The 12,652-nt window shown below is 73.5% G+C and carries 9 protein-coding genes; 3 read left to right on the forward strand and 6 right to left on the reverse strand.

Translation table 11 applies throughout. The features are described 5' to 3' along the window. Positions 1–185: 185 nt before the first annotated feature. On the reverse strand, positions 186–983 hold the full coding sequence (locus tag AB1K56_RS02565; RefSeq protein ID WP_371204414.1) for an inositol monophosphatase family protein: 798 nt from the start codon (positions 981–983) through the stop codon (positions 186–188). A gap of 61 nt (positions 984–1,044) precedes the next feature. On the opposite strand from AB1K56_RS02565, the gene AB1K56_RS02570 reads away from it, so the two are divergent. Next, positions 1,045–2,634, forward strand: a complete 1,590-nt coding sequence (locus tag AB1K56_RS02570) for a phytoene desaturase family protein (protein ID WP_371204415.1) — start codon at positions 1,045–1,047, stop codon at positions 2,632–2,634. A gap of 45 nt (positions 2,635–2,679) precedes the next feature. Here AB1K56_RS02570 and AB1K56_RS02575 read toward each other — a convergent pair whose 3' ends face one another. Beyond that, positions 2,680–3,486 carry a MerR family transcriptional regulator gene (locus AB1K56_RS02575; RefSeq protein ID WP_371204416.1) on the reverse strand — a complete coding sequence of 269 codons (807 nt, stop codon included), beginning with the start codon at positions 3,484–3,486 and terminating at the stop codon, positions 2,680–2,682. 17 nt (positions 3,487–3,503) lie between these two features. Further along, positions 3,504–4,928, reverse strand: coding sequence for a PLP-dependent aminotransferase family protein (locus AB1K56_RS02580; protein WP_371204417.1), 1,425 nt, complete (start codon positions 4,926–4,928; stop codon positions 3,504–3,506). Positions 4,929–5,009: 81 nt separating this feature from the next. Between AB1K56_RS02580 and AB1K56_RS02585 the strand changes: the two genes are divergently transcribed. After that, positions 5,010–5,684: a pyridoxamine 5'-phosphate oxidase family protein gene (locus AB1K56_RS02585; protein ID WP_371204418.1), complete on the forward strand. Its 675-nt coding sequence runs from the start codon at positions 5,010–5,012 to the stop codon at positions 5,682–5,684. A 293-nt stretch (positions 5,685–5,977) separates the two neighbouring features. Here the strand turns inward: AB1K56_RS02585 and AB1K56_RS02590 are convergent, their stop codons facing one another. Then, on the reverse strand, positions 5,978–9,448 hold the full coding sequence (locus AB1K56_RS02590; protein WP_371204419.1) for a bifunctional proline dehydrogenase/L-glutamate gamma-semialdehyde dehydrogenase: 3,471 nt from the start codon (positions 9,446–9,448) through the stop codon (positions 5,978–5,980). A 99-nt stretch (positions 9,449–9,547) separates the two neighbouring features. On the opposite strand from AB1K56_RS02590, the gene AB1K56_RS02595 reads away from it, so the two are divergent. Next, positions 9,548–10,435: a LysR family transcriptional regulator gene (locus tag AB1K56_RS02595; protein WP_371204420.1), complete on the forward strand. Its 888-nt coding sequence runs from the start codon at positions 9,548–9,550 to the stop codon at positions 10,433–10,435. Between the two features lie 75 nt (positions 10,436–10,510). Here AB1K56_RS02595 and aztD read toward each other — a convergent pair whose 3' ends face one another. Both aztD and aztC read right to left on the reverse strand, forming a co-directional pair. Next, complete coding sequence (gene aztD / locus AB1K56_RS02600) at positions 10,511–11,713, reverse strand: zinc metallochaperone AztD (RefSeq protein ID WP_371204421.1); 1,203 nt, start codon at positions 11,711–11,713, stop codon at positions 10,511–10,513. A gap of 32 nt (positions 11,714–11,745) precedes the next feature. Continuing rightward, positions 11,746–12,645 carry a zinc ABC transporter substrate-binding protein AztC gene (aztC, locus tag AB1K56_RS02605; protein WP_371204653.1) on the reverse strand — a complete coding sequence of 300 codons (900 nt, stop codon included), beginning with the start codon at positions 12,643–12,645 and terminating at the stop codon, positions 11,746–11,748. Positions 12,646–12,652 lie beyond the last annotated feature (7 nt).

The following is a 12,652-nucleotide window of genomic DNA, read 5'->3' on the forward strand; positions in this document are numbered from 1 at the left end:
GGGGCGGGCTCAGTCTCGGGGGCTTCTGACGGCAACGCGCGGGGGCTCTCGTGTCGTGTCGCAGGCGCGACGGCTTCGGGCTTTAGGGGCTTGGCCATTTCCGCGAATTCGGGTCACGGAAAAATAACGAACTGGTAAACACCCTACCTCTCAAGGTCTGGGAATGCCATGAACGCCCCCCGTTTTCACCTGTCGTAGTCGAGAAGGGGCTCGAGGCGCTCGAAGAACGCGGGCCCCGCGGCGATCACCATGCCGTTGCCGGGGCGGCCTCCGGGGGCTCCGCCGACCGTTCCACCGGCCTCCTGCACGAGCAGGGATCCGGCCGCGTGATCCCACGGCTGCGTCCCGCGCTCGTAGTAGGCGTCGACACGACCGGCGGCCACCGAGGCCAGATCGAGCGAGGCCGCGCCGATACGACGCACGTCGCGCGCGATCGGCATCACGCGCGCCAACTGCGCCAGGGCGGGGCCGTGCGTCTCGGGGTCGTACCCGAAGCCGGTGGCCACGAGCCCTCCGGCGGGGCCCACCTCGCCCACCGACAGGCGGCGGTCGCCGAGCCACGCTCCCCCACCGCGGGATGCGCGGAACAACTCGCCCGTCACGGGGTTGAAGACCGCCCCCGCGAGCGCGGTCCACGCGGCGGTGTCGGCCGTTCCCTCGACGGCGGCGATGCTGACCGCCCACGCGGGGATGCCGTAGGCGTAGTTCACGGTGCCGTCGATGGGGTCGACGACCCACGTGATTCCGCTCGTGCCCTGCTCGGCGCCCGACTCCTCACCGAAGAAGCCGTCGTCGGGCCGCTCCCGGGTGAGCTCGGCGCGGATGAACGCCTCGACCTCGCGGTCGGCGGCGGTGACGATGTCGGCCGCGGCCGATTTGGTGGCGGCCACCGTCACGCCCTCCTGCCGACGGCGGTGGGCGAGTTCGCCGGCCTCGCGGGCGATGCGCGCGGCGATGTCGAGCAGTTCTGCGGCAAGGGTCATGGCATCCACGCTACTGCGCCACCCCCTGCGCCCAATCCGCCCGGCTCGTTAGCGTGGGGTCATGACCGCTTCGGATTCTCGCCAGTACGACGTCGTCATCGTGGGGGGCGGGCACAACGCCCTGGTCGCCGCGGCCTACCTCGCCCGGGCCGGGCGCCGCGTGGCGGTGATCGAGAGAGCCGAGGCGGTGGGCGGAGCCGCCGTGTCGGAACGCCCGTGGTTCGGCGTCGACGCGCGCCTGTCGCGCTACTCGTACCTGGTGAGCCTGCTGCCGCAGAAGATCATCGACGATCTCGGGCTGCGCATCAGGCTCGAACGGCGCCGGTACTCCTCCTACACTCCCGATCCGCGCGATCCCTCCCGCGGCATCCTGATCGACACCCGGGATGCCGCGGCGACGACCGCGTCGTTCGTCCGGACCCTCGGCGACGACGGCGCCGCCGAGGCGGAGCGGTTCTCGGCCTTCGGCGCGCGCCTGGCACCGCTGGCCGAAGCGGTGTTCCCGACGATGACCGACCCCCTGCCGACGGCGGACGAGCTGCGCGAGCGCGTGGGCGACGACGACCTGTGGGAGGCGCTCACGACCCGGCCGCTCGGCGATCTGCTGCGCAGGTCGTTCGAGAGCGATCTCGTGCGGGGCATCGCCCTCACCGACGGGCTGATCGGCACCTTCGCCACGTCCGACGACCCCTCCCTCGCCCAGAACCGGTGCTTCCTCTACCACGTGGTCGGCGGCGGCACCGGCGACTGGGACGTCCCGGTCGGCGGTATGGGCACCGTCACGAAGGAGCTCGAGCGCGTCGCCCTCGAGTCCGGCGCCGAGATCTTCACCGGCGTCGAGGCGATCTCGATCTCCCCCGACGGCGACGTGCACACCATGACCGACCGTTCCGAGGTGTTCCACGGCGAGCTCGTCCTCAGCGGTGTGGGCCGCGCCGTGCTCGACCGCCTCCTGGCCGCGGGCGGCAGCGAGACGACGGGCGCCGAGACACCCGAGGGAGCGCAGGTGAAGGTGAACATTCTCCTGTCGCGCCTGCCCCGCCTGCGCGACGAGTCGGTCACCCCCGAGGCCGCCTTCTCGGGCACCTTCCACGTCAACGAGACGATGACCCAGGTGGATGCCGCGTACGCGGCGGCATCCGGAGGACTCATCCCCGACCCGCTCCCGGTCGAGATCTACTGCCACTCGCTGACCGACCCGTCGATCCTCGGCGACCACCTCGTCGCCGACGGCGCGCAGACCCTGACGATGTTCGGGCTGCAGGTGCCGCACCGGCTCATCGCCGACATGGATCCCGTCGCCGCGGGCGCGAAGCTGCTCGCCGCCGCGCAGGCCTCACTCGAGTCGGTCATCGCGGAGCCGCTGCGCGACTGCATCCTGCGCGCTCCCGACGGGCGCCTGTGCATCGAGGCCCGGACGACCCGCGATCTCGAGGAGTCTCTCAACATGGTCGGCGGCGACATCTTCCACGGGACGCTGTCGTGGCCCTGGCTGGACGCCCCCGCATCGACGCCCGCGGCGCGGTGGGGGGTGTCGACTCCGCACCCGCGCGTGCTGCTGTGCGGATCGAGCGCGCAGCGCGGCGGAGCGGTCAGCGGGATCGGCGGGCAGAACGCCGCGATGGCGGCGCTGGAGATCCTGGGCGGCTGAGGAGCGGGGCGGTTCGGCGCGCCCCGACCCCGGCCGCACGCCGGGTCAGGCGGCGATGACCGGCTGCTGCAGTTCGGTCACCCAGTCGGCCTGATCGTCGGATTCGGCCCGCACGTACAGCTCGCGGCACGGGCCCGACGGAACGAACCCGCGGTCGAGGATCTGCGCATGGATCGACTGCCAGCTCTCGCCGATCCGATCCATCGACCCGAGATGGATGCCGCACACGGCCACCGCGACCGCGGGGAGCTCGACGATCTCGACGCCATCGCCCACGGCGCCGGCGGCGGAGACGTACCCGGCGATCAGCTCGGTGCCGTCCTCCCGGGCGGCGTACTGGGCGACCGGGGTGTCGAGCGCCCCCTTCTCGGCGCCGATGACCGCCGCGACCGCGTCGAAGGTCGCGCCGACGACCTCCGCCATCTCGGCGCCGTCGGCGACGAGGCGGCGACGCGCCGCGAGACGGACGGCGGGCAGCGACTTCTGGACGATCTCGATCTCTCGCATGTGCTTCTCTCCTTCGATGAGGTGGAGGCGCCGCTCCACGTCGACGAGCCGCGCGGCGGCGATCCGGTGCTCGCGCTCGACCTCGGCGCGGCGCTCGCGGAGCAGGAGGGCGATGCGGTCGGCATCCACCCCCTGCCCCAGGATCGCGGCGACGTCGTCGAGACCGAATCCGAGCTGTCGGAGCGCGACGATCCGGTGCAGCCTCTCGAGCTGCGACGGATCGTACGAGCGGTACCCGCTGTGCTCGTCCACGTGTGCGGGCACGAGCAATCCGGCGGTGTCCCAGTGCCGCAGCATCCGGTGGGTCACCTGACCGATCTGCGCGAACGCTCCGATGGACAACATGCTTCCGTTCTCCTCCCTCACACCGTGTCAGAGTCAACTCGGGCGGCCGTGCGCGCCACCGCGATGATCCGGCCGACGGCCTCCATCAGCGCCGGGGTCGACGGCTCCGCGTAGCCGAACACGATCCCCGCGGGCAGGTCCACCGCGGTCCCGGGCACCGCGTAGCCCGACAGGGACGAGACCAGGATGCCGCGGGCGGCGAGCGCGTCGACCACCGCACGCTCCGACGCCGGTGGGGCGTCGTCGAGCAGCACCACCGCGTGCAGGCCGCCGTCGGTCGCGGTCAGCGTCATGCCGTCGACCCCCGCGAACGCGTCGAGCAGCAGCCGGCGGCGGTGGCGGTAGTCGCGGCGGCGACGGGCGGTGTGGCGGGCGAGGGCGCCCTCGGCGAGGTAGAGGGCGAGGGCGTGCTGCTGCACCTGCGACACGGTCGGATCGAGATCCTCCCGCGCCGCGACGAGCCGGTCCCGGAGCACGCCGGTCGCCACGATCCAGCCGCACCGCACCGCGGGACTCAGCACCTTCGACAGGGTGCCGATCGACACCACGCCCGCGGGATCGAGCAGGTGCAGCGGCGGGAGCGGGACCCGCCCGTGCGGGAACTCGCTGTCGTAGTCGTCTTCGACGACGACGGTCCCGCTGCGCGCCGCCCACCCGAGCACGCGCGAGCGGGCGGCGGCATCCCATCTGCTTCCGAGCGGGTAGTGGTGGTGCGGGGTCACGATCACCGCGTCGAGATCGCGGTGGGCCTCGAGCGCGTCGAGATCGAGGCCGGTCGCGAGGCGGACGGGGACCGGGACCGCGTGGGCGCCGAGACGGTCGAGCAGGCTGCGCACCCGCGGGTATCCGGGGTTCTCGATGCCGACGCGCAGCCGGGGCCCGCGCGGCGCGAGCGCGAGCAGGGTGAGCAGCATCGCATCGCTCGTCCCCGCGGTCACGATCACCTCGTCGGGGGCGACGGCGAGGCCGCGGGTGCGCGCGAGGTGCGCGGCGATCGCGGCCCGAAGGGCGGGGTCGCCCGTGACGTCGGTCACGTCGGGAGCGAGCTCGAGCGCGCTCGCGCGACGCCAGGCCGACCGCCACGCCGCGTCGACGACGCCCGCGGTGCCCGGGCGACCGGGGCGAAGGTCGACGACGGGCGCGGCCTCGGCGACGTCGACCGGCGCGGACGCGGTGGGCGCGACGCTCGGCGCGCGGGGGATGTCGGCGACCGTCGTGCCTCCGCCCGGTCGGGAGACGAGATAGCCCTCGCCGAGGAGGATCTCGTACGCCGCGACGACGGTCCCCCGGGCGAGTCCCAGGTCGGCCGCGAGCGCGCGCGTCGACGGCACGACGTCACCGCCGCGCGCACGCCCGGCGAGCACGGCCGCCCGGATCCCGTGGGCGAGCTGCTCGTGCAGCGGAGCGGATGCGCCGCGATCCAGGATGCCGACGTCGATCACGCCTCGATCCTGTCACTGGTCCACCGCGAAGTCGTGGAACCGGACTATGCGCGAGACCAGTGGTCGCGATGGAATCGGGGCATGGCCGATCTGCCCCTGACCACCCTGACCCGCGTCCGCCGTCTCCCCCACCACCAGCGCACCGACCGCGCCGCCCTGTACGGGGTGATCGACGACGCCCTGTCGGCGACGGTCGCGATCGTGCGCGACGACCGCCCGGTCGCTCTGCCGGTCGGGATCGGACGCGACGGCGACGATCTGCTCATCCACGGCTCCACCGGCAGCGACTTCTTCCGTCGGATCGCCGCCGGCGCGCCGGTCTGCGTGACCGTGACGCACCTGCTCGGCCTGAAGTACGCCCGTTCCCTCTTCGACAGCTCGATGCGGTACCGCTGCGCGGTGGTGCACGGCATGGCATCCGTCGTCCCCCCGGAGGAGAAGGAGGCGGCCCTGCTCGCCCTGTCGGAGCACCTCATGCCGGGGCGCAGCGCCGACGTCCGGCCGATGACCGCGCGCGAGCTCGCCGCGACGATGGTCCTGCGCATCCCCCTCGCCGAGGCGAGCGTGAAAGACAACGCCGGCTCCCTCGTCGAGGAGGACGACGACGGCGAGGACCGCGCGGTGTGGGCGGGCACCCTGCCGCTGCGGATGGTCGCCGGCGACCCGGTGACGTCGGCGCAGACGGCGGCGGGGACTCCCGTTCCGGCCTCGATCGGCCGCGCGGCCGCGCGCATCGCGGCGTCGGGGACGGCGTAGCCGCTGCCCGATCCGGCGCCCGCCGCAGCTGCGGGCACGGCCCGACCGGATCGCCGGCGTCCGACGTCCGTGACGAGGCACGACCGGCGCCCTGACGCAGGAGTTCCGCGCGCGCAGCGTCGCCGCGCCTCGTCGGGACCCCGGAACGAGCTCCGACCCGCAGCACGACTCCTGCATTCGGTCGCGCGAGGGGCCGCCGACGCGCCCGGGGGCGCCTTTCCGCAGGAGTCGTGCGCGCCTCGGCCGGGCCCGCGTCGCCGACGGGCCGCGGGCCCTCTCGACGGGCGTCCCGCTCAGCCGACCAGCGGCGGGACCTCGTAGCGCCGCGGCGTGCCGAAGCGGTGCGCGGTGATCGACACGGCCTGCTCGCGCAGGAACGGCAGCAGTTCGACGTGCCCGGCGCGGGTGACCTCGCCGGCGTACACGGCCACCGCGGGCGAGCCGTCGGTCGCCTCGGCCACCGCGACGGACGACCCGCCGAGCAGACGGACACGGCCGCCGGTCCGGGCGAGGCGAGCCGCGCGGCGGCCCCAGTCCGCCGCGTCTTCGACGGAAGCCCGCACGCCGACGCCCTCGAGCCACGCGCGCACCGCGGGCGACAGCTCGACGGCGGAGCTCACGGTCACGGCCGAGCCCGCACGCACTCCCGCGGCCACGACGCGAACGAGGGCCGACGACGGAGCGTCCTCGACGCGCACCGTCACCGGCACCGCCGAATAGCGCAGCACGTTCTGCTCCGACTCGAGGCCGGTCACGTCCCGGGGAAGCGAGAACTCCTCGGCCCACGCGGCGGAGTCGCTCGCGAGCGCCGCGGCGAGCCACTCGCGCTCGGCGGCGGGCACGGCGGCCAGCGCCGGGGCGGCGAGGGCGTCGGGGGTGCGGGGGGCCGTGGAGGCGGCATCCGCCCACGTGCCGAACCCGAAGAGGTAGTGCGGTCCGCCGGCCTTGGTGCCCGCGCCGACCGCGGACTTCTTCCACCCGCCGAAGGGCTGGCGCTGCACGATCGCTCCGGTGGTGCCGCGGTTGACGTAGACGTTGCCCGCCTCGATGCGCGAGAGCCATTGCTGGATCTCGGCCTCGTCGAGGGCGTGCAGGCCCGAGGTGAGGCCGTACTCGATCGCGTTGACGATCTCGATCGCCTCATCCAGCGTCTCGGCGGTCATGATGCCGAGCACGGGCCCGAAGTACTCGGTGCGGTGGAAGGCGCTGCCGGGCTGGACGCCCTCGCGGATGCCGGGACGCCACAGCGACCCGTCGTCGTCGAGTCTGCGCGGCTCGACGACCCACCGCTGGCCGGGCTCGAGGGTCGTGAGCGCGCTCAGCAGCTTGCCGTGGGCCGGCTCGATGAGCGGCCCCACGCGCGAGGCCTCGTCCCACGGCATCCCGACCTCGAGGGAGGTGACCGCGTCGACGAGCTGGTCGCGGAAGCGCCGCGAGCGCGCAACCGAGCCGACGAGCACGACGAGGGATGCCGCGGAGCACTTCTGCCCGGCGTGTCCGAACGCCGACATCGCGACGTCCTTGGCCGCGAGGTCGAGGTCGGCGCTGGGGGTGACGATCACGGCGTTCTTGCCGCTCGTCTCGGCGAGCAGCGGCAGGTCGGGGCGGAACGAGCGGAACAACTCGGCCGTCTCGTAGGCGCCGGTGAGCACGACCCGCTCGACGGCGGGGTGGGTGAGCAGCTGGCGCCCGAGGTCGTTCTCCGACACCTGCACGAGCTTCAGAACCTCGCGCGGGACGCCCGCCTCCCACAGCGCCTCCACCATCACGGCACCCGACCGCTCGGCGAGGCCCGCGGGCTTGATGACGACGGCCGAGCCCGCGGCGAGCGCGGCGAGGGTGGAGCCCGCGGGGATCGCGACGGGGAAGTTCCACGGCGGCGTCACCACGGTCACCCCGACGGGGGTGAAGGTCGCGCCGTCGACGGCCTCGAGCGTGCGCGCCTGCTCGGCGTAGTAGTGCGCGAAGTCGATCGCCTCCGACACCTCGGAATCGCTCTGCTCGATGACCTTCCCGCACTCGGCGCCCATGACCTCGAGCAGGTCGGCGCGGCGCTTCTCGAGCGCGTCCCCGGCGCGGTGCAGGATCTCGGCCCGACCGGCGGCCCCGAGCGCGCGCCACGCGGCGGCGGCGTCCGCGGCATCCTGGATCAGCGCGTTCAGCGCGGCTTCGTCGGCGACGGTGTGGGCGGCGATGGTGTCGCGGCCCAGGGTCGACTCCGGCATGCGGGCGATGATCGCGCGCGACCAGTCGCGGTTCGCGGCGATCGCCGGGTCGGAGTCGGGGGTGTTGCGGAAGCCGTGCGTCGGCGCCGGCACCGCGGGGGCGGTGCGATCCTGCACGCGGTGCGACGCCGGCACCCCCTCGGGCATGTCGGCGAGGGATGCCAGGAAGCGGTCGCGCTCGCGGGCGAACAGGGCCGCGTGGGTGTCGAGGTCGAACACGGCCGACATGAAGTTCTCGCTCGAGGCGCCCTCTTCGAGACGGCGGATGAGGTAGGCGATCGCGACGTCGAACTCCTGCGGGTGCACGACGGGCGTGTAGAGCAGGATCGAACCGACCGTGCGCCGCACGACTGCCTGCTGCGCGGTGGCCATGCCGAGGAGCATCTCGACGTCGATGCCGCCGGTGACGCCGCGCCGCTCGGCGAGGAGCCAGGCGAGGGCGACGTCGAAGAGGTTGTGTCCGGCGACGCCGATCCGCACGTTCTTCGTGTGCTCGGGGCGCAGGGCGTAATCGAGCACGGCCTTGTACGAGGCGTCGGTCGCCTGCTTCGAGGCCCACGTGGCCAGCGGCCAGTCGTGCACGTCGGCGTCCACGCGCTCCATCGGCAGGTTCGCGCCCTTGACGACGCGCACCTTGATGGGGGCGCCCCCGGATGCCACCCGCGCGGCCGTCCACTCCTGCAGGCGGATCATCGCGGCGAGCGCATCGGGCAGGTACGCCTGCAGGACGATCCCCGCCTCGACACCGTGGAACTCGGGCTCCGACAGCAGCGTCTCGAACACGGCGAGGGTGAGGTCGAGGTCCTTGAACTCCTCCATGTCGAGGTTCAGGAACGTCCCCGTCTCCTTCGCGACCCGGTACAGGGGACGCAGCGCCGCGACGGCGTCGGCGACGGCGGCGTCGAAGGCCCAGGGGGTGTGCGGGGCGACGGTCGACGAGACTTTGATCGAGACGTAGTCGACGTCGTCGCGGGCGAGCAGCTTGCGGGTGCCGGCCAGGCGTCGCGCGGCTTCCTTCTTACCGAGGATCGCCTCGCCGAGCAGGTTGACGTTGAGGCGGATGCCGTCTCCCCGGCCGCGGATCGAGGCGATGGCCCCGCCGAGCTTGCCGTCGGTGGCGTCGACGATGAGGTGGCGCACCATCGAGCGCAGGGCCGTGCGGGCGGCGGGGACCACGACCTGCGGCAGGATCGGGGCGGCGAATGCGCCCAGGCGGATCGCGGCCTTGAGGTGCAGCGGCAGGAATCCCGGGATGAGCGGGGTCAGCGCAGCGAGGTTGCGCGCGGCGACGCGCACGTCTTCGGGGCGCACGACGCCGTCGACGAAGCCGACCGTGAAGTCGAGGCCGTGCGGATCGCGCAGCACGCCGGCCAGGCGCTCGGCGGCGGCGTCGACCGGCTCGTCGCGGCTCTCGGCGAGCCAGCGGCGCACGAGGGCGATCGCCTCGTCGGCGAGCTCGTGGGGCGACACGAGCCCGTGAGCAGGTCGCGGAGCGGGGGTGGTGCCGGACGTGGTGTCGGGGACATCGGTGAGCGACATGGCGATCCTTCCTCGGATGCTCTCAGCATGAGGTGCGCATTCGTTCGAGAAAAGCGATGATTCCTGACGCCTACTGTTCGATAGAGCCGAAGGGATGCCGTGTTCGATCTGCGCCGCCTGCGCCTGCTGCACGAGCTGAGCGTGCGCGGCACGCTCGCCGCCGTCGCCGACGCCCTCTCGTACAGCCCGTCGACGATCTCGCAGCAGCTCGCCCTGCTCGAGAAGGAGGCCGGGGTGGCCCTGCTCGAGCCCGACGGGCGCCGCGTGCGCCTGACCGCGCAGGGTGCCGCCCTCGCCGCTCACGCGTCCCGCATGCTCGCCGCCGACGAGGCCGCGCGCGCCGAGCTCGAGCGCATGCGCCCGTCCCTCGCCCCCGTGCGGCTGGCCGTGATGCAGTCCGCGGCGCACGGCCTGCTCCCCCGCGCGCTCGACGCCCTCGCCGCGAGCGAACCGCAGTTGCGCGTCGAGGTCGCCGAGCTCGCCCCCGAGGAGGGGTTGTTCGAGGTCGCCGCCCGCGGCTTCGACCTCGCCGTCGCCGAGCAGTATCCCGGCCACACGCGCGAACACCGCGAGGGCCTCGAGCGGGGCCTCCTGGGCCGGGATGCCATCCGCCTCGCCGTCGCGCCCGGGGACGGCGCGGCACGGCTCGACGACCTCCGCGACCGCGCGTGGGTGATGGAGCCCGTCGGCACCGCCGCCCGGCAGTGGGCGACGCAGCAGTGCCGGGCGGCCGGGTTCGAGCCCGACGTGCGGTTCGAGATGGCCGATCTGACCGCGCACGTGCGGCTCGTGGCATCCGGTCATGCCGTCGGTCTGATCCCCGACCTCGTCTTCGCGGGAGAGACGCCGCCCGTGCGGCTCGTGGGCCTACCGGGCGAGCCGCGCCGCGAGGTGTTCACCGCGGTGCGCCGCGGAACGGCCGACCGCCCCGGCGTCCGCGCGGTGCGCGGGGCACTGCAGGTGGCGTACGACCGGGGCGGCCGGTGAAGCGCCGCTCCCCCCGCGGTCCCGCTCGTGATCCGAGAGGGTCCCGATCGGGGGCGAGGGGAGCGACGACTCCTCTTACTTCGTCAGCGCGATCTCGTTCGGCGTCTCGTCGAGCGTCGCGCTCGTCGTGACCTCGCCCGTGGTGAGGTCGACCGCGTGCACGGCGTTCTTCGCGGGCTCGGTGACGTAGGCGATGTCGCCCGAGACCTTGATCGCGGGGTGCGCGTCCTGCCACTCGACGGGGCCCTCCCACGGGTCGATCACGGGGAAGGCGTCGGTGAAGACACCCGTCACGGGGTCGAGCACGTGGATCGAGCCGTCCGAGGCGAGCACGTAGGCCAGGTCGCCCGGGCCGCGCGCGACGTCGCGGAAGGTGTACTCCGCGCCGGCGGGCATGTCGACGACGCGCTGGGTCTTCGCCGCGGTGTCGATCAGCGCGACGCGGTGGAGCAGGTAGCCCTCGGCATCCCGGTCGTCCTTGTAATCGCCCACGACGACGGCACTGCTGTCGCTGACGTAGGCGTTGCCCATACGGCCGTACGGCTGATCGGGGGCGGTGAGCTTCGTGAAGGCGCCGTCGGCGTACACGAGCGCGCCGTTCTCGCAGCCGAACACGACGACCTCGTCCTTCGCGGTGCCCTCACCGTGGATGCCGGGGCACTCGGCGGTCTCGGCGATCGTCGCGCCCGCGGCATCCTTCGCCACGGCCCCGTTGCGGCCGTCGGCGTTTCCGACCGTGGTGAGGAAGGTGCCGTCCTCGAGGACGATCGAGACGCCGTGGTGCGCCTCGACGCCCGGGACGGTCTCGACCGCGGGGAGCGAATCGGTGGATGCCAGGAGGGCGTCGCTGTCGAAGATCGTGGAGTCGCTCGTGCCGTCGGCGTAGAGGACCGTCTTGCCCCCGTGCGTCACGACATGGCCGGGCTTGGATGCCGCGAAGACCAGGTCGGTGAGCGCGGGTTCGTCGCCCGCGGTCCCGGCGTCCAGGACCTGGAAGCCCGCGCTCGTGGTGACCATGATGTGGCGACCGTCGCCCGCCGAGTTGAGGCGGGTGAACTCTTCGCTCGAGACGTCGGCGAGCGTCTCGAGGGTGTCGCCGTCGAGCACGACGATGCCGCCCGGGTACGACAGGGCGACCCGGGTCGCCGCCTCGGCGGAGGCCGGGGCGCTCGACGCGGGGGCGGCCGAACCGGCGCCGCCCGCACAGGCCGAGAGGCCGACGGTCGCGCCGACCGCGAGCGCGAGCAGGCCCGCTCGGCGGAAGGAAGAACTGCGCATGTGATTTCTCTTTCTCAGGTGGTGGCCGACGCTCAGGGCGACAGGCCGGTGGCGATGCGCTCCGTGTTGACGCGCATCATGGACAGGTAGTCGGGGGCGCCGCCCGCGGCGTCGGTCAGCGACTCGGTGAACAGCTCGGTCACCTCGACGTCGCGATCGGCCTCGTCGGCGAGCGCGCGCACGAGCCGATCCGGAGACGACGACTCCGCGAAGATCGTCGGCACCCCCGCCTCGTCGATCGCCGAGACGAGGTCGGCCAGGTCGCTCGCGCTCGGCGCGGCGAGGGTCGTCCCGCCCGGGATGACCGCGCCGATGACACGGAACCCGAAGCGGTCGGCGAGGTAGCCGAACACGTGGTGATTGGTCACCAGGGCGCGTCGCTCGCTCGGGATCGCGGCGAAGGCGGCGGTCATCTCGGCATCCAGCGTCTCGAGCTCGGCGCGGTACGCGGCGGCGTGATCCGCGACCGTCGGCCCGGCGATCTCGCCGAGCACCGGCGAGATCGCGTCGACCACGGCGATCATCTGCGCGGGGTCCGTCCAGAAGTGCGGATCGTCCGCACCGTCCGCGTCGGTCGAGGTGTAGGGCAGCACGTCGACCGCATCGCCGGCGACGAAGGTGCGCACCCCCTCCGCGGAGGCGGCGTCGAGGTGCTGCTGCAGCCCCTCCTCCAGCCCCAGACCGTTGGCCACGAGCAGGTCGGCGGTGCGCACGCGGGCGGCCTCGGCGGCCGAGATCTCGAACGAGTGCGGGTCGGCGCCCGGCCGCATGAGCGTGAGCACCTCCGCCTCGTCGCCGACGAGGTGCGACACGACGTCGCCGAGGATGTTCGTCGTCACCACCACGAGGGGGCGATCGGATGCCGCCGACCCGGCGCATCCGGTCAGGACGAGCAGGGCGGCCGTGACGGCGAGGGCGAGGGTCCGGCGCACGGGCATC

Origin of the sequence: Microbacterium sp. BWR-S6Y (assembly GCF_041379845.1) — a bacterium.
GTDB lineage: Bacteria > Actinomycetota > Actinomycetes > Actinomycetales > Microbacteriaceae > Microbacterium > Microbacterium hydrothermale.